This is a genomic window from Methylobacterium sp. GXS13, assembly GCF_001455965.1.
Classification (GTDB): domain Bacteria; phylum Pseudomonadota; class Alphaproteobacteria; order Rhizobiales; family Beijerinckiaceae; genus Methylobacterium.
Genome location: NZ_LKKO01000045.1, coordinates 15297 through 32805, shown reverse-complemented (window position 1 = coordinate 32805; position 17509 = coordinate 15297). Strand labels below are relative to the sequence as shown.

Genomic DNA, 17509 nt, shown 5'->3' with positions numbered 1-17509 from the left:
TGCGGGCTGCCGGGACGCGTTTGAGCAATGCGCGTCGCGAAAGGCATCGAGTGCGCGGATGGCTCATCGCCGCCGCAGCGACCGTTCGAGCGCGCGCCGCCCGAAGTGGATACCGGTTCGGCGTTTGCGAGCGCGTCACATCACGGACTGAAAGCCGGTCCCGATCGCAATACGATCGGAACCGGCTCTCAGGCGGCAAGACGCCGTGTCGTCAGCGAAAAACGTTCGGGGGCGCCGGCGGATTCGCATGGAGCAGCGTGATCGTCACCCGTCGGTTCGGGGCGATGTAGGGATTGTCGGGAAAAACCGGCTCGGTGTCGGCACGGCCCACCACGGACAGGAAGTTGTCGTTGGGAACGCCGGCGCCCGACAGGATCTCGCGCACGGCGAGCGCACGCCCGGCGGTGAGGTTCCAGGGTTCGACGCCCCGCGCCGAGCCCGGGCGTGCGACGGCCGTGTGGCCGGTGATCGACAGGCGGTTGGGCAGCTTGCGCAGGGCGGGCGCGAGCGCCTCCAGCACGCGACGGGTGCGCTCGTTGGGGTCGACGGAGCCCTCACGGAACATGGAGCGGCCGTCCTGATCCACGAGGGACACGTTCACGCCCTCCCTGGTCGGCTCGATCACGATGTTCTTCGACAGCTCGGCAATGTCGGGCATCGACTGGAGCGCCTGCCGGAGGCTGGCTATGGCGCTGTAATCTGTCTGCGCGCTGGCGGCCGGGCGGCTGGTATCGACATCGCTGGCGCGGCCCGGGGTGTTCGGGCGCGCCCTGTCCTCCGGCTCGGCAGAGCCCCGTGCCGCGTCGCGGGGCGTGGACGCCTTGTTGCCCGACGTGTCCAGGGCGGTGCCGTAGAGCATTCCGCCAGCGCCGCTGGTTGCAGGGCTCGATGCCGACGGCGCGAAGTATTCCGCCAAACCGTTCTTCTGCTCCTGCGTCGTCATGCTGATCAGCCACATCAACAGGAAGAACGCCATCATGGCGGTCACGAAGTCCGCATAGGCGATCTTCCAGGCCCCGCCGTGATGCGCGTGAGCGGCCTTCTTGACCTTCTTGATGATGATCGTGGCCATCGAATCCCTGCTCGATACCGGGTCAGTTCTGGGCGGGCAGAGCGGCGGTTGCCGCTTCCACTTCGTTGAAGGTCGGGCGGACGTCGCTCATCAGGGACTTGCGGGCAAATTCCACCGCCATCACCGGCGGCTGGCCGCCGATATGGGCGAGCAGACCCGCCTTGAGGGACAGGAAGTACTTGGATTCGGCCTCGAAGAGGCTCTTGAGCGACTGCGCCATGGGCCCGAAGAAGCCATAGGCGACGAAGACGCCGAAGAAGGTGCCGACCAGCGCGCCGCCGATCAGATGTCCCAGGACCTCCGGCGGCTCCTTGATCGCCCCCATCGTCTTGATCACGCCGAGCACGGCGGCGACGATGCCGAGCGCCGGTGTTCCGTCGGCGAGCGACTGCATGGCCGACACGACACGCTCCTGCTCCTGGTGGTGCGTCTGCAGTTCCTCATCCATGAGCGCGTCGATCTCGTAGACGTTGTTGGCGCCCAGCGTGACCATACGCATGTAGTCGCAGACGAACTCGACCGCGTGATGGTTCGCCGCGAAGGTCGGGAAGGCGTTGAACAGCGTCGACGCGCTCGGATCCTCGATGTGCGGCTCGAGCGCCATCGCGCCCTTCGACTTCGCAAGTTTGAACAAAGAATACTGCATTCCCAGCAGTTCGACATAGCTTTGCTGCGTGTATTTGGGGCCCTTCACGAGCGTCCCCAGCATGGAGGGCACGGCCTTGAGCACCGGCCCGACGTTGCCGATGACGAAGGCCCCGATCGCGGCACCGAGGATGATGACGAACTCGAACGGCTGCCACAGGACGAGCAGGTGGCCACCCATCATCGCGTAGCTGCCGAAGACGCAGGCGAAGACGATGATTGTGCCGACGATCAGCCGCATGATGTGCCATCCTTACGCGGCGGCAGGTCGAATCCGCACGACGCCGTTCATGATCTGGCAAATCACTGATTAAGGTTAACGCTGCGTTTAGCGCTGCGGCCAAAGAATTCGCAAACGTTAGATCCGGGCGTCTGGTGCAGCGGGTTTGACCGGACGTGACGGGCGCGGGCGCGTCGCAAACGCGATCACGCCCGCTTTGACGGGTCGTCGGGCGCAGCCGCCGCGCCTGCCGCTCGCGCCCCGGAGCCGGCCCACAATCCGCAAGGCCTGCCCGCGGGCTGGGGCGAGACGCGCGCGGCACCTGAAAGGGCCGGCACGTCCCGGCCACCCTGATCGCCCGGGCGGTCTCCACGCCCCGACGCGACGCGTTGCGGCTCGCGCGCGGACCGGAGGTCGGTCACGCCACCGTCAATCGCCGGGTCCTGCCCCGACGATCACTGCGGTCGCAGCTGCGGGATGGCCTTCTTCACCCGGGTATAGCCGCGGGTGGCCAGCGGCCAGGCGACTTCGTCCCAGGGCCGCCGGACGCGCAGGCACGCGTCCGGAAGGGCATCCGCGGACGGGCCGATCGGAGCCCAGGCCGTGACGACCGGGTGGGCGTCGGACCAATCCGGGGCCACCGGTCCCGCCGGGCAGCCGAAATGCGCCGCCGCGCGCGCCAGGGCATCGGCCATCGCCGCCGCATCGGCCGCCCGAACCTTGTCCGACGCATCCGGGGCGTGGGCGACGAGGCCCCCGACCCGGACCACCCGGGCGTCCCCCAGCGGCAGGCTCTCCGGGTGCAGGTCGTCGCGATGCAGCAACAGGGCGACCGCGCCGGCCGGCGCCGCATCGGCCCGCGGCAGCGCGACCTCGCGCGGCGGGTTCGCTTCGTCGAGGGAATCCGGATACTCGTCGAGCCCGGCGGGATCGAACCGGCCCTCCGTGGTGCGCCGGATGTTCTCGGCGCGGGCGACGTAATGCTTGCCCCGCGTGTGCAGGCCCGCCACCCAGCGCCAGGACAGGGTGTTGCTCGCCGGGTCGCCATCGACGAGGTGCCGCAGGAAGAAATCGGCGCCGAGCGCCCAGGGCAGGCGCAGGGTAAAGATCCAGATCGAGGCGAACCACATCCGCGCATGGTTGTGCAGCCAGCCGGTCTCGACCAGCTCGCGCACCCAATCGTCGAAGCCGTCGATGCCGGTCCGGCCCTCGACCGCGCGCTCGTAGGTCCGGCGCAGCCCCGGCTCGGCGGAAAGCCGCGCGTGGTCCGCCGCGGCCAGCGCCAGAAAATCCGTCCAGGCGGCCGGGTGGGTCTCCAGATGGCCCTTGAAGTAGGTCCGCCAGAACACCTCGGACACGAATTTCTCGGCGCCGCCGTCGCCGAAGGCGCTGTCGGCTGCGGCCACAACCTCGGCCTCGGTGATCACCTGCCGGCGCAGATAGGGCGACAGCGCCGAGGTGGTCGGGCGCGCCTGCGCGCCCCGGTCGGTGTTGCGGGTGGCGGCGTAATCGGCGCCGGCCTCCGCCAGAAAGGCGGAGAGACGGTCGAGCCCGGCATCCCGGGTCATGGGAAAGATGCGATCCATCCCGCTGAGCTAGCGCGGGGCCGCGCCGGCACGGCTGCGACCCATTCCCCGCCCCGCGGCGCCCGTGTCCGGAGGACGCCCCGGATGCTCTCGGGAGCGCGCCTGCCGCTCCGGCGCGCGAGCCCCGGAGACGGGAGGGCGTTGATCTTACGTCATCGTGTTACGAAAGGAGGCCGCCTTTCGGGATGATGCTCGGGCGCCGCTCAATCCTCGTCGTCGTGCTTGTCGAGGCCGTTGATCGCCTGGCCGTTGATCTTGGCCTTGAGCACGTTGGAGGGCTTGAACACCATCACCTGGCGGGGCTCGATCGCCACCTCGACGCCGGTCTTGGGGTTGCGGCCCACGCGCTTGCCCTTGCTGCGCACCACGAAGGACCCGAACGAGGACAGCTTGACGGTCTCGCCCCCCGCCAGGCAGGCGCAGATCTCGGACAGCACGGTCTCGACCAGGGCGGAAGACTCGGTCCGGGACAGGCCCACCTGGTGGTAGACGGCCTCGCTCAAGTCGGCGCGCGTCACCGTCTTGCCTGCCATGCCGTGTCCCCTCGCCCGCTCTTCTCATCCGACAGCCCACAGGCGCGACGAACCGCGCCGCACCCTGAGCTGAAGGTGTATCCCTATGATCCGGCACGCTAATCGGCGCCCGCCGCCCGGTCAACCGCAGGGAGGCGTGGAATTGCTCCAGCCTCTCACCAGCGGATCAGGGCGGCGCCCCAGCTGAAGCCGCCGCCGATCGCCTCGATCATCACCAGGTCGCCGGGCTGGATGCGGCCGTCCCGCCGGGCGACGTCCAGGGCCAGCGGAATCGAGGCCGCCGAGGTGTTGCCGTGGCGGTCCACCGTCAGCACGATCTTGTCGCGGGCGATGCCGAGCTTGTCGGCCGAAGCCTCGATGATCCGGCGGTTGGCCTGGTGCGGCACGAACCAGTCGAGATCGTCCGCGGTGACGCCGACCTGCGCGAAGGCGTCGGCGATCACGTCGGTGACCTGCCCGACCGCGAACCGGAACACCTCCCGGCCCTCCATGCGCAGATGCCCGGTGGTGCCGGTGGAGCCCGGCCCGCCATCGACGTAGAGCTTGTCCCGGTGCCGGCCGTCCGAGCGCAGGCTGGCGCAGAGCACGCCGCGCTCGCCCGCATCGGCCCGCGCCTCCAGCACCACCGCTCCGGCCCCGTCGCCGAACAGCACGCAGGTGGTGCGGTCCTCCCAGTCGACGATGCGCGAGAAGGTCTCGGCGCCGATCACCAGGGCCCGGCGGGCCGAGCCGGTGGTCAGGAACTTGTCGGCGGTGGAGACCGCGAACACGAAGCCGGCGCAGGCCTCCTGCAGGTCGAAGGCCGCGCCCTGATGGATGCCGAGCGCCGCCTGGATCTGGGTGGCGGTGGCCGGGAAGGTGTGGTCCGGCGTCGAGGTCGCGCAGATCACCAGGTCGATGTCGTCAGCCGTCAGGCCGGCATCGGCGAGGGCGGCCTGGGCGGCCCGGGTGCCGAGCACCGAGGTGGTCTCGCTCGCATCGGCGATATGGCGCTGGCGGATGCCCGTCCTCTGGACGATCCAGTCATCCGAGGTGTCGACCCGCTCGGCGAGGGCCGCGTTGGTCACCACCTGCGCGGGCAGGCTCGACCCGGTCCCGACCACCACCGAGCGCAGCACCTGCGGGGAATCTGTGCGGAGGGCTGACATCGCTTTCCTTCCCGGACGGCGCGGGCTTCACAATTCGCAGTTGTGTCGCCCCGGACGTCCGTATTCCATCCGTCTGAACACGCGGCGCCGGTATAGGGATCCGGCCTCCGTGGTAAGCGCGTGGTCCTCACGCAGGCCCCGCGCTCGATAGAGAATTTTTCCAGGACCGTCCCGGGTAAGTTCGGTGATCCGAGGGGCAACCGCGGCAGGATCGATAACCCTGTCATTCCGGGGCCGCGAAGCGGAGCCCGGAATCCAGAACCCTAGGTCGAGCAAGACTTTGCGCCGTCGGCGGCTCTGGCTTCCGGGCTTGCCTTCGGCGCCCTGGAAGGGCAGGGAGGGCTTCACGCGGGGCGTGAAAGTCCAAGGTTTCCGGACCGCACATCTCCTCGTCGAACCAACTGCCGAGTGCCCGATCTGCCGCCCGTAGGGTACGGCACGCCGCAAGGCAAAAACATCACGCCGGCGCCAGCACCGCCGTCTGGTCGAGCATCTCGCGGATCGTGCGGATCATATCCTGGCGGGCCATGTCGTGGGCCAGGTCGATCGCCGCAGCGAAGCCCTGCGCGTTCTCCGAGCCGTGGCTCTTGATGACGATGCCTTCCAGGCCGAGGAACACGCCGCCATTGGCGCGGCTCGGATTCATCTTGTCCTTCAGGGCCTTGAACGCCTGGCGGGCGAACAGCGCACCGATCTTGGCCGACAGTGTCCGGGTCATGGCCGAGCGGAGATAGGTGCCGATCTGCTTGGCCGTGCCCTCGGCGGTCTTGAGCGCGATGTTTCCCGTGAAACCTTCCGTCACCACCACGTCGACGGTGCCGCGGCCGAGATCCGTGCCCTCGACGAAGCCGTGATAGGTCAGGCGCGGGCTGTCCATCTCGCGCAGCAGCCGGGCGGCCTCCTTGACCGCCTCGTTGCCCTTCATCTCCTCGGTGCCGACGTTGAGCAGGCCCACCGTCGGCTTGTCGAGGTCGAACACGATGCGGGCCATGGCCGAGCCCATCACGGCCATCTCGACCAGGTGCTCCGCGTCGGTTCCGATGGTGGCGCCGACATCGAGCACGACGCTCTCGCCGCGCACGGTGGGCCACAGGCAGGCGATCGCCGGGCGCTCGATGCCCGACATGGTCTTCAGGCAGATCTTCGACATCGCCATCAGGGCGCCGGTGTTGCCGGCGGACACGCAGGCATCGGCCTGCCCGTCGCGCACCGCCTGGACCGCCTGCCACATCGAGGACTTGCCCCGGCCCTGGCGCACCGCCTGGCTGGGCTTGTCGTCCATGGCCACGGCCACAGTCGTGTGGCGGATCTCGACGCAGTCCTTGAGCCGCGGCTCCTTGGCGACCAGCGGGGCGATCACCGCCTCGTCGCCGAACAGCAGGAACGTCATGCCGGGATGGCGCTCACGGGCCAGCGCGGCGACGCGCACGACGGTGGTGGGCCCGTGGTCGCCGCCCATGGCGTCGAGCGAGATGCACACGCGTTGGGACATGTCTTTGCGGGTCGCGGTCTCGGCAGGGGAAGTGCGGCGGCGCGGCGGAGGGCCGCCCGCCAAGCGCGGCGGACCATAGCGATACCGGCCCGCCGGGCAAATGAATTCGGGCCGGCGGAGGCAGGCAATTGTTTCGGGGCGGGCGAATCCCCAGCGGTGCTCGAACCCGGGTAATCCCATGAAGCCCCCTCATCCTGAGGTGCCCGCGCAGCGGGCCTCGAAGGAGTCCTCCAGAGATCGCGCGGCCGGCTGGAGGGCTCCTTCGAGGCCTCCGCTGCGCTTCGTCGCCTTAGGATGAGGGGGTTAGATGGGAGATTCCCCTTGGTCGAAACCGACCGCCCAATTCCCCCTTCTCGCGCAGCAGCCCGACTGCGGCAGCGCCAAGCCGACCGCCTTCACCCCTCGCCATCACGCAGCTGGCGCAGCGCGTCGAAGGGCCCCGCATCCTCGCCGATCACCACGGGCTCGAAGGCGATTCCGGGCTTGCGCGGATAGGGGTCTAGGCCGAGCGCCAGGAACTCGGCCGTGAGCGCGCCGAAATCGATCCGGCCGCCGATCAGCGGATCGGGGATCTCGACATCCTCGGCATCGGTGCCGGCGAGCTGGTCGGTGTCGGTGAACACGACCTCCACGGGCTCGCGGACCGGTCCCTCGAACGGCTCGAGGCTGACCGTGCAGACCTGCGTCACCACGGCCTCGACCGTTCCGGTGACGGTCATCCGGTTGGTCGAGCCCGAGATCTCGAAGCGCCCGACCAGGTCCCGGATGGCGGGAATCTTGAAATCGGCGGCGAGCGTGGCGCATTCGGCCGGGCTCGCCTCGACGGTGACGGCGCCCCGCCCCTGCGGCAGGCGCTCGACATTGACCCAGCGCGCGAGCGGTCCGCTCTCAGGACCCGTACGGTGTCTCATATCCTGTCTCCGGTCGGGGCCGGCGCGAAGGCGTCCGGCTCCGGGAAGGGCGGCCCGGCACCGAGCAGCCCGTCGAGATTGACCTCAGCCAGCGCCGCATCGGCCGCCAGCACGTAGGCGGCGAGGCCCGCCGCGTCGCCCTCCCCGCCGAGCACGTTGCGGGCGAGCACCACGGCCAGGGCCGCGCCGTCGCCGGCATCGAGGGCGGCATCGTAGCCGGTGGCCCGGCCGTAGAAGGCGGCGCCGAGCTTCTTCATCCGCTTGCCGACGCCCATATCGCCGACACCGAGCTCACGCAAAGAGGCGTCGAGCTGGGCGAAGACCGCATTGACCAGATCCTGGGCCACGTCGGCCGCCGGGGCGGGAAGCCGGTTGAGCCGGCGCAGGACCAGGATGACGTGCAGGCACAGGGCCTCGAACCGGCCCTCCACGGTGTCGGGCACGGCGAGCCGCGTATACAGGCCCGGCCGCCGCGCCGCCGAGCTGATCGCCGCGTGCAACGCCTCGACGGCCCGGCGGCGCGCGCTGTCGCGCCGGAACAGCGCGGCGATCATGGATGCCTCGCAGGCTTGAAGGATGCCAAGAACAAAGCCGATGCGCGCCTCTCCCTCTCCCCTCTGCGGGGGAGGGTGGCCCCCGAAGGGGGTCGGGCCGGGACGAAGTCCCGCAAGAGGGGAGCAACGGTGCAGAACGAAGTGGTGGTCTTCATGAAGGCTGCGCCGTTCCCGGCAGCCGGGTTCCCCTCTCCCGACCCCTGCTGACGCAGGGGCCACCCTCCCCCGCAAAGGGGGGAGGGAGAGCGGGTGCGTTGGGCCCGGGCCTGTGGCCAAGCTTGCCTTGTCAAAGCCATATCCCCGCGGTACGGCAACCCACGCCCAAGGCGCAAGCGCCGTCGGAGACATGGACCGGCGGCGGCCTGCGTCGCTCGTCCGTCAACACGCTCTCTGGGGGCCCGATGCGGCGCCGTCTCGTCCAGTCCTTTGCGCGCCTCGCCCTGCTGGGCCTCGCGGGCGCCGGCCTCGCCGGTTGCGTCGGTGAAGAGCTGCGCCATGGCTACCAGATCGATCAGGCCGCGCTCGCGACGATCAAGCCCGGCATGAGCCCCGAGCAGGTGCTGCAGATCCTCGGCACGCCGTCGACGGTCTCCACGGTGGGCAACAAGTCCTGGTATTACATCTCGCAGAACACCAGCCGGACGATCATGTTCCTGGGCGAGCAGGTCGAGGACCAGAAGGTCACGGCGGTCTATTTCACCCCCGGCTTCAAGGTCGAGCGCGTGGCCCTCTACGGCCTCCAGGACGGCAAGGTGTTCGACTTCATCGAGCGCACCACGCCGACCAGCGGCGCCGACCGGGCCTTCCTCAGCCAGCTGTTCCGCGGCCTGACCCGCTACGAGCCGTTCGGCTCCGGCAAGGGCACCAGCGTCGTCCCGGGCGCCGGTCGCGGGCTCTGAACCAAGGTCAAGGGTTTCCAAAGGGCTCAGCCCTTTGGTGGGGTTCGGGGGCGGAGCCCCCGATGCATCGGGCGAAGCCCGACAGCAGGGCTCCACCCTGCACCCGCAAAAGGTCCCGGACCTTTTGAAACCCTGCCTTGTGTCAGACCGATTCGGGCCGTCGCAGCAGACTGGCGATGTCCGCCGGCTCGGCGAACAGGTGTTCGGGGCCGAGCGCCGCCAGCGCCCGCGCGTCGGTATAGCCCCAGGCCACCGCGCCGAACGAGCAGCCGAGCGCCCGCGCCGCCTCCAGATCGCGCACCTCATCGCCGATGCACAGGGCCCGCGCCGGCGTGACGCGGCGGCGTGCCAGCAATGTCCGCAGCCGCCGGGCCTTGCCGAAGAGCGAGGCACCGCAGGCATAAGCCTCGATCCGGTCCGCATTCTCCGCCCCGAGTACCCGGCGGACCGTGTCGGCGCGGTTCGACGACAGGATCGCCAGCGGGACGCCCGCGTCCCGGAGGTCCGCCAGCATGGCCGGTACGCCGGGAAACAGAGCGATCCGGGCGGCGTCGCGCGCCGCCAACGCGTGCATGTGGCGGGCGATGAACGGCAGCTTCCAGCGCGGAATGCCGAGATGAGAAACGATCGCCCGCGCGCCCTGCAGCCGCAGCGCCTCGACCTCGTGCGCCTCGACCCGGCGGAAGCGGTAGCGGTCGGCGACCCCGTTCAGGACCGAGCAGAACCAGTCGAAGCTGTCCGCCAGCGTGCCGTCGAAATCGAGCACGACCAGCGATGGCCCGGCCTCACCGGGGCTGCGCGTCATCCTAATGGCGGAGATTCTCGAGGGGCACGCTGAGCCGCATGAAGAGACCGCCGGGCGCCCAATCGTGCTCCAGCACGCCGTCGAGCTGGCCGGCGACGCTGCGCTCGGCCAGCACGGTGCCGAAGCCCTTGCGGGAGGGCTTGGCCGTCACCGGCGGGCCGCCGGCCTCGGCCCAGGTCAGGGTGTAGCGCCCGCCCTCGCGCAGCCCGCTCAGGGTGACGCCGCCCTCCTTGGTGGAGAGCCCGCCATACTTCATCGCGTTGGTGGCCTGCTCGTGCATGATCAGCGCGAGCGCGGTGGCGGTGCGCTCGCCGATCGCGGCATCGTCGCCGGAGATCGCGACGCGCGCCCGGCCGCCCTCCTCGTAGGCGGCCATGATCAGGCGCATCAGCCCGAGCACCGTCTGGCCCTCCACCTCGGGGGCGCTCTCGGGGGAGTGCGGGCGGACATATTCGTGGGCCCGGGCGAGGGCGCCGAGCCGCTCCCGGAAGGCCGCCGCGAACGGCTTGGCCGCCGGGTCGCTCCGGGCGGTGAGCGCCGCCAGTCCGCCGACCACGGCGAAGATGTTCTTGATCCGGTGGGACAGCTCGCGGATCAGCAGGTCGCGGGCCTCCTCGGCGCGCTTGGCCTCGCGCAGGTCCCGGGTGACGGTGGCGTAGCCGATCTCGGCTCCGGTCGGGTCGCGCACCGGGAAGATGTTGTACAGCACCGCCACCGGCTCGCCGATGCCGAAATGGCGGAAGGCCAGCTCGCCCTCCCAGGAGCCGGTCCGCTTCAGGGCCGGCATCACAATCTCGGCGAGCACCCGGCGGCTGTCCGGGCAGAAGAAATCCTCCATCCGGTGCTGCCGGGCGGTGGCGAGGTCGGGCAGCCCGACCAGCGCCAGGGCGGCCTCGTTGAGATGGGTGACGGCCCCGTCCAGGGTGCACAGGCCGATGAAATCCTTGGAGGTCTCCACGATGGCGGCGAGCTTGCCCGCCTCGTCCTCGGCCCGCTTCAGATCGTCGATGTCGGTGCAGGTGCCGAACCAGCGCTCGATCCGCCCCTCCGCGTCGCGGATCGGCATGGCCCGGCCCAGCGTCCACCGGTAGGTGCCGTCGCGATGGCGCAGGCGGTACTCGATCTCGTAGGGCTCGCCGGTCTCGAGCGAATGGCGCCAGCGCGTCCAGGCCCGTTCCTGATCGTCCGGGTGGAACACGTCGTTCCAGCCCTCGCCATCGGTGGAGCCGTACGGCATGCCGGTGAACTCGTACCAGCGGTCGTTGTAATAGTCGTGGAACCCGTCCGGCAGGGTGGTCCAGACCATCTGCGGCATCGCCGAGGTCATCACCCGGAAGCGGCGCTCGCTGGCGGCGAGCTCGGCCTCCCGGGCGGCCACCCGGGCGTGGGTCCGGCGGTATTCGAGCAGGGTCGAGATCTGGCGCGCCAGGGCGGTCAGGGTGGCGGTCTGGTCGGCGTCGAGTCCCTCCGGCCGCGGCACCCGGTCGAGCACGCAGAGCGCCCCCAGCGGAATGCCCTGCGCACCGCGGATCACCGCCCCCGCGTAGAAGCGGAACCCCGGCCCGCCGGTCACCAACGGGTTGTCGATGGTCCTCGGGTCGTCCGCCAGATCGGGAATGATGAGGCAGTCACCGGCCTCGATCGTATGGGCGCAGACCGAGCAGTTGATCGGCAATTCGCGCTGGCCGAGACCGAATTCCGACTTGAACCATTGTCGCTCGGCATCGACCAGGCTGACCAGGGCGACCGGAGCCCGGCAGACATGGGCGGCGATCCGGACGAGGTCGTCGTAGAGCGGCTCGGGCTCGCTATCGAGGATGGCGAGGTCGTGCAGCTCCGCGAGCCGGGCCGCGGTGCTCCAGCGCCCGTCGGTCACTCCGGTATCCGCGCGTGTATTGAGGGGCAGCACATCCATGGTCTTGCGCACAAATAGGCGCGAGGAGGCCGCCTGCATAGGCGCGGCCGCAGATTCAAGCCTACAGGGGCGAAACCGGGTTACCGAAAGGGGTTTTCGGTGCCGCTCGCCGCACGCCAGCGCATGGCCCAGGGCCGACACCGTCGGCGATTCCGAATGCCCCGGGACGCGAATGCGCGGCGAGGCGGATCGCCTGTGCGGCCTGCGGCCAGCGACGGGCCCTCTCCCGGCCGCGCCCGCATCCGGAGATGCCGCGCAGTCTCGCTGGCACCCTCCGGATCCCGGTGCGGTCCGCGGGAGGGCTCCTTCGCGGCCCGGCGATCGTCGATCGCCGGGCGCCTCAGGGGGAGGGGATTGGGCTGGACGGAATGCCGATCAGGCGGCGCGGGCTTCGCCCAGGGTCGGATAGTCGGTGTAGCCCTTCGGCCCCTGGCTGTACCAGGTCGCGGCCTCGTCCTTGGCGAGCGGCGCGCCCTTGGCGATGCGCTCGACGAGGTCCGGGTTGGCGATGAAGGTCCGGCCGAACGCGATCGCGTCGGCCTGCCCGGCATCGAGCACCTTCTGGCCGCTCACGCCGTCGTAATCGGCGTTGAGGATCATCGGGTTGCGGAACACCTTGCGCATCGCCGGGGCGATCGGCGGGTGGTCGGCCTTGCCGAAGGTGCCGTCCGGGCCGGGCTCGCGCATCTCCAGGAAGGCGATGCCGCTGTCGGCCAGCGCCTGGGCGGCCGCCACGAACAGGGCCTCCGGATCCGAATCGTTGCAGCCCTGGATCTCGCCGTTCGGCGACAGGCGCACGCCGGTGCGCTCCGGCCCGGCGACCTTGGCGACCGCGTCGGTCACCTCGCGCAGCAGCCGCACGCGGTTGGCGATCGAGCCGCCGTACGCGTCGGTGCGGTGGTTGGTGCCGTCGCGCAGGAACTCGTCGATCAGGTAGCCGTTCGCGGCGTGGATCTGCACCCCGTCGAACCCGGCCGCCAGGGCGTTGGCGGTGGCGCGCTCGTAATCCGCGAGCAGCCGCGGGACCTCGGCGACCTCGAGCGGGCGAGCCTCGGCGTAGGGCTTCTTGCCCGAATAGGTGTGGGCCTGGTCCGGGGCCGTGGTGGCCGAGGCCGAGACCGGCTGGTCGCCGCCCAGGAAGTCCGGATGGACCAGCCGGCCCATATGCCAGATCTGGCAGACGATCTTGCCGCCGCGATCGTGCACGGCCTTCACGATCGGCCGCCACGCGTCGACCTGGGCGTCGGACCAGATGCCCGGTGCGAACGGCCAGCCCAGCCCCTCCTGGGAGATGCCGGTGGCCTCGGTGAGGATCAACCCGGCGCCGGCGCGCTGGGCGTAGTACTCGACCATGAGCGGGGTCGGCACGTGCTCGCGGGTCGCGCGGCCGCGGGTGAGCGGGGCCATGAAGATCCGGTTCTTCGCCTCGATGGCGCCGATACGGATCGGGTCTAGCAGGGACGGCATGGAAACCTCGTGCTGGTTGCGGCAACGCCGCGTCCGGTGGTCAGGCGCCGAATTGGCGTCGCGACGCCGAGATGCCAAGGTGCACCGCAGCATCGCAGCTTGGTCCGTGCGCGAGCGCACGTCCCAAGGGGGGCGCGTGATCCCGGATATCCGGGACTTGGGGCGGGCCGCGCGCAGGACGGCGCGGGGCCATTGCGGAAGCATCGTCCGAAGCGCGGGCCGTCCGGCGGGCATCGCTGCGGGCGAAAGCCCGTCGTTCGGCCGGCGTCGCGCCGCCGTCACGCGAAAAGTCTTCCCTCCCCGTCGCCCAGGATGGCCGACAAGGCTTGAGCCCGGCCGCGCAGACCGGCAAGATCGGGCTTCCCGCTCCCGTCATTCAGACAGCCATGCCCTCAGCCCTCGCCGCCGACATGCCGCTCGAACCCCTCGGCGAGAAGAGCGCCGGTGCGTTCCGGACGATCAGCGAGGTCGCCGACGAGCTCGACGTGCCCCAGCACGTCCTGCGGTTCTGGGAGACCCGCTTCGGCCAGATCCGCCCGGTGAAGCGGGCAGGCGGCCGGCGCTATTACCGGCCCCAGGATGTCGAGCTCGTCGCCGGCATCCGGCAGCTCCTCTACGTGCAGCGCTACACCATCGCGGGGGCGCAGCGGGTGCTCAAGGAGAACGGCATCCGCTTCGTCCAGGCCGTGGGCCGCGGCGAGGCCAAGGCCGCCGAGCCGCTGATCCAGGAGGTCGAGGGCGCGACCGCGCTCCGGGCCGACACGCCCGACCGGGCGGCGCTGATGGGCGTGCTGGAGGATCTGCACGCCTGCCGCGCCCTGCTCGACGCCCTGCGCAGGCCCTACGACCGCGACGTGTGACACGCGCCGCGGCCTCTCGCCTTACGCGAGAAGCGCGATGAGCACGCAACTTGCGGATCCAGCGAACTTTCCTGCCGGAACCCGCGTTGTCGCCCGCATGGCCGCGTCCAAACCCAAGCTGTCACCCAGCCAGGAACTGATGGCCCGCCTCATGCGGATCGTCCGCTCCTGCCCGGATGCGGCCTCGGAAGTCCTCGAACTGATGTTCCTGGTCAGCCAGATCGAGGCCGCCACCACGATCGATCGGGACTACCGGGACGCCAAGCGGGTGATCAGCCGCCTGCGCAATCCCCTGTGGGAGATGGGGCCGCCCGACCGGGAGAAGCTGCTGACCGCCGCCGAGACGATCCGCCGGGTCTGCCGCCTGCCCGAGGACCAGATCCCGCCGGTGCCGATCGCCGATGCCGGGGAGCGCGCCCGGGTCGAGGCTCGACTTGCCGCCGCCCTCGCCGGCGAGTTCGACGCCGCCCAGATCGCCCGGGTCACCGGGGCCGTGGCGGCGGTGCTGCAGGAATAGGATCGGTTCCGGAAAAGATTCGGCCCGACGCCTCCGTCCGGGCCGGGACGGAGGTGCCAGAACCCTCGACGGCCGTGCCCGGCATCCCCACATGCGCTCCAACCGATGGAAGGGGCAACCGGCGACGCGCCCGGAATCCGGCCCCGGATCGGAACCGGAGAGACGCCGCATGACCGCCCTTCGTCCGCTCGCCGTGCTGCTCGCAAGCGGCTTGCTCCTCGCGGGGCCGGCCCAGGTCCCGGCCTTCGCCCAGACCACCGTGACGCGCTCCAAGACGGTCGCCCCCGGCAAGACCGTGCGGCTCGAGATCGCCCCGAATCTCAAGAAGGATTGCACCCCCGGCCCGATGCCGGAATTCAAGGTTTCCGGGGCGCCCAAGAACGGCTCCGTGATCACCAAGGTCGGCAAGCTGAAGACCCCGGCGAGCTACCGCTGCCCGAACAAGGAGGCCGCGGTCCAGGCGCTGTTCTACCAGCCCAACAATGGCTTCACGGGCTCGGACGAGGTGACTTTCGAGGTCAAGGGCGCCGACGGCCAAGTGCAGACCCAGAACATCAAGATCACGGTCGGCGCCGCCGGATCAAAATCCGGCGATGATGCCAAGAAAGAAGGCACGGATCTCTAAGCAGAGGCAGGATACCCGGGGGCGTGCATAGTTTTTCATCCTACATCGCGCGCCTGAAGGAGATCGAAATCAACGTTGAACCTGGTGGAGGCCGCGTTTTGGCCAGATGAGTGTTGCACGCAATCGACAGGCCCGCGGCGCGTTCGCCGCGCTGCGACAAAAGCGGGCCTGTCGGTTGCATCCAAGCCGAGACAGGATGAAGCTGTCAGGGTCTGAGAGGGTTATCGAATGTCGATGCATGCGACGAACGACCTTTTCCAGAGCTTCGCCCGAGGGTACGAGGCCCGCCGCGATACGGAGATGACGCTCTCCGAGTATCTCGAGGCCTGCCGCGACGAGCCGCTGATGTACGCCTCGTCCGCCGAGCGCATCCTGGCGGCCATCGGCGAACCGGAATTCGTGGACACCTCGAAGGATTCCCGCCTCGGCCGGATCTTCATGAACCGGACGATCCGGACCTACCCGGCCTTCCGCGAATTCTACGGGATGGAGGAGACGATCGAGCGGATCGTCTCGTTCTTCCGCCACGCCGCGCAGGGCCTGGAGGAGCGCAAGCAGATCCTCTACCTGCTGGGGCCGGTCGGCGGCGGCAAGTCGTCCCTGGCCGAGCGCCTGAAGGCGCTGATGGAGGTCCACCCGATCTACGTTCTCAAGGCCGGGGACGAGGTCTCGCCGGTGTTCGAGAGCCCGCTCGGGCTGTTCGATCCCGACACGATGGGCGAGGAGATCCAGAAGCGCTACGGCGTCCCGCGCCGGCGGCTCACCGGCCTGATGAGCCCCTGGGCGCTCAAGCGCCTCGACGAGTTCAACGGCGACATCTCGCGCTTCAAGGTGATCAAGGTCCGGCCCTCGCGGCTGCGCCAGATCGCCATCGCCAAGACTGAGCCGGGCGACGAGAACAACCAGGACATCTCCTCCCTGGTCGGCAAGGTCGATATCCGCCGGCTGGAAACCCTGTCTCAGGCGGACCCCGACGCCTACTCCTATTCGGGCGGCCTCAACCGGGCGAACCAGGGCGTTCTCGAATTCGTCGAGATGTTCAAGGCGCCGATCAAGATGCTGCACCCGCTGCTCACGGCGACGCAGGAGGGCAACTACGTCGGCACGGAGAATATCGGCGCGATCCCGTTCACCGGCGTGATCCTGGCCCACTCGAACGAATCCGAGTGGCAGACCTTCAAGACCAACAAGAACAACGAGGCCTTCATCGATCGCATCTACGTGATCAAGGTCCCGTACTGCCTCCGGGTGGCGGAGGAGCAGCACATCTACGAGAAGCTGATCTCCAGCTCGGAACTGTCGGACGCCGCCTGCGCGCCCGGCACCCTGGAGATGCTGGCCCGGTTCTCGGTCCTGTCGCGGCTCCGCGAGCACGCCAATTCCAACGTCTTCTCGAAGATGCGGGTCTATGACGGCGAATCGCTGCGCGAGGTCGATCCCCGCGCCCGGTCGATGCAGGAATACAAGGACACCGCCGGCGTCGACGAGGGCATGGACGGGATCTCGACACGCTTCGCCTTCAAGGTGCTGGCCGCGACCTTCAACCACGACACCACCGAGGTGTCGGCCGACCCGGTGCACCTGATGTACGTGCTGGAGCAGTCGCTCCGCCGTGAGCAGCTCCCGCCGGAGACCGAGAAGAAGTACCTGGAATTCATCAAGACCGAGCTGGCCCCGCGCTATGCGGAGTTCATCGGCCACGAAATCCAGAAGGCCTATCTCGAATCCTATCATGATTACGGCCAGAACCTGTTCGACCGCTACATCGACTATGCCGATGCGTGGATCGAGGATCAGGACTTCAAGGACGCCGAGACCGGCCAGCTCCTGAACCGGGAACTCCTCAATCAGGAACTGACCAAGATCGAGAAACCTGCCGGGATCGCCAACCCAAAGGATTTCCGCAACGAGGTGGTCAAGTTCGCCCTGCGCTCGCGGGCTCAGCACGGTGGCCGGAACCCGAGCTGGACCAGCTACGAGAAGCTGCGCGAAGTCATCGAGCGGCGGATGTTCAGCCAGGTCGAGGAACTGCTGCCGGTCATCTCCTTCGGCTCGAAGAAGGACGGCGACACCGAGAAGAAGCACGGCGAGTTCGTCGAGCGCATGGTCGCCCGGGGCTACACCGAGCGGCAGGTCCGCCGCCTGGTGGAATGGTACATGCGGGTGAAGCAGGCCGGCTGAGGGACGCGCGGCCGCTCGGGGTCAGACCGGGCGGCCAAGTTTCGACCCTCCGCCGCCATAGTTTCGGACGACCGGCCGG

General features: G+C 69.4%; 16 protein-coding genes. 5 read left to right on the top strand and 11 right to left on the bottom strand.

Going from position 1 to position 17509, the window contains the following annotated elements:
- Positions 1-211: 211 nt before the first annotated feature.
- The 8 genes from AO398_RS16720 to AO398_RS16685 all read right to left on the bottom strand — a co-directional run bounded on the left by AO398_RS16720 (position 212) and on the right by AO398_RS16685 (position 8161).
- On the bottom strand, positions 212-1072 hold the full coding sequence (locus AO398_RS16720; RefSeq protein ID WP_058193248.1) for a flagellar motor protein MotB: 861 nt from the start codon (positions 1070-1072) through the stop codon (positions 212-214).
- Between the two features lie 22 nt (positions 1073-1094).
- Positions 1095-1958 carry a flagellar motor stator protein MotA gene (motA, locus tag AO398_RS16715; RefSeq protein ID WP_058193247.1) on the bottom strand — a complete coding sequence of 288 codons (864 nt, stop codon included), beginning with the start codon at positions 1956-1958 and terminating at the stop codon, positions 1095-1097.
- 434 nt (positions 1959-2392) lie between these two features.
- Complete coding sequence (locus AO398_RS16710) at positions 2393-3505, bottom strand: FAD-binding domain-containing protein (RefSeq protein ID WP_082643315.1); 1113 nt, start codon at positions 3503-3505, stop codon at positions 2393-2395.
- 221 nt (positions 3506-3726) lie between these two features.
- Positions 3727-4056: an integration host factor subunit alpha gene (locus AO398_RS16705; RefSeq protein WP_058193245.1), complete on the bottom strand. Its 330-nt coding sequence runs from the start codon at positions 4054-4056 to the stop codon at positions 3727-3729.
- A gap of 155 nt (positions 4057-4211) precedes the next feature.
- Positions 4212-5204 carry a beta-ketoacyl-ACP synthase III gene (locus AO398_RS16700; RefSeq protein ID WP_058193244.1) on the bottom strand — a complete coding sequence of 331 codons (993 nt, stop codon included), beginning with the start codon at positions 5202-5204 and terminating at the stop codon, positions 4212-4214.
- Positions 5205-5661: 457 nt separating this feature from the next.
- On the bottom strand, positions 5662-6696 hold the full coding sequence (gene plsX, locus AO398_RS16695; RefSeq protein WP_058193243.1) for a phosphate acyltransferase PlsX: 1035 nt from the start codon (positions 6694-6696) through the stop codon (positions 5662-5664).
- Positions 6697-7091: 395 nt separating this feature from the next.
- Positions 7092-7607 carry a DUF177 domain-containing protein gene (locus AO398_RS16690; protein WP_058193242.1) on the bottom strand — a complete coding sequence of 172 codons (516 nt, stop codon included), beginning with the start codon at positions 7605-7607 and terminating at the stop codon, positions 7092-7094.
- Positions 7604-8161: a ubiquinol-cytochrome C chaperone family protein gene (locus tag AO398_RS16685; RefSeq protein ID WP_058193241.1), complete on the bottom strand. Its 558-nt coding sequence runs from the start codon at positions 8159-8161 to the stop codon at positions 7604-7606. Before AO398_RS16685 ends, AO398_RS16690 begins: the two co-directional genes overlap by 4 nt.
- Before the next feature lie 401 nt (positions 8162-8562).
- On the opposite strand from AO398_RS16685, the gene bamE reads away from it, so the two are divergent.
- Positions 8563-9060 (top strand): outer membrane protein assembly factor BamE, encoded by a 498-nt coding sequence (gene bamE / locus AO398_RS16680; protein ID WP_058193240.1) that lies wholly within the window; start codon positions 8563-8565, stop codon positions 9058-9060.
- 142 nt (positions 9061-9202) lie between these two features.
- On the opposite strand, the gene AO398_RS16675 is transcribed toward bamE, so the two are convergent.
- The 3 genes from AO398_RS16675 to AO398_RS16665 all read right to left on the bottom strand — a co-directional run bounded on the left by AO398_RS16675 (position 9203) and on the right by AO398_RS16665 (position 13247).
- Positions 9203-9865, bottom strand: a complete 663-nt coding sequence (locus tag AO398_RS16675; protein ID WP_058193239.1) for an HAD hydrolase-like protein — start codon at positions 9863-9865, stop codon at positions 9203-9205.
- A 1-nt stretch (position 9866) separates the two neighbouring features.
- Positions 9867-11780 (bottom strand): PAS domain S-box protein, encoded by a 1914-nt coding sequence (locus AO398_RS16670; protein ID WP_058193265.1) that lies wholly within the window; start codon positions 11778-11780, stop codon positions 9867-9869.
- A 375-nt stretch (positions 11781-12155) separates the two neighbouring features.
- Entirely contained in the window at positions 12156-13247 is a 1092-nt protein-coding gene (locus AO398_RS16665; RefSeq protein ID WP_058193238.1) for an alkene reductase, read from the bottom strand.
- A 386-nt stretch (positions 13248-13633) separates the two neighbouring features.
- On the opposite strand from AO398_RS16665, the gene AO398_RS16660 reads away from it, so the two are divergent.
- The 4 genes from AO398_RS16660 to AO398_RS16645 all read left to right on the top strand — a co-directional run bounded on the left by AO398_RS16660 (position 13634) and on the right by AO398_RS16645 (position 17430).
- A complete protein-coding gene (locus AO398_RS16660; RefSeq protein WP_058193264.1) occupies positions 13634-14107 on the top strand; it encodes a MerR family transcriptional regulator in 474 nt (157 codons plus the stop codon).
- Between the two features lie 97 nt (positions 14108-14204).
- Positions 14205-14624 (top strand): hypothetical protein, encoded by a 420-nt coding sequence (locus AO398_RS16655; RefSeq protein ID WP_058193237.1) that lies wholly within the window; start codon positions 14205-14207, stop codon positions 14622-14624.
- Between the two features lie 169 nt (positions 14625-14793).
- Positions 14794-15249, top strand: coding sequence for a hypothetical protein (locus AO398_RS16650; protein WP_058193236.1), 456 nt, complete (start codon positions 14794-14796; stop codon positions 15247-15249).
- 228 nt (positions 15250-15477) lie between these two features.
- Complete coding sequence (locus tag AO398_RS16645; protein WP_058193235.1) at positions 15478-17430, top strand: PrkA family serine protein kinase; 1953 nt, start codon at positions 15478-15480, stop codon at positions 17428-17430.
- The last annotated feature ends 79 nt before the right edge of the window (positions 17431-17509 follow it).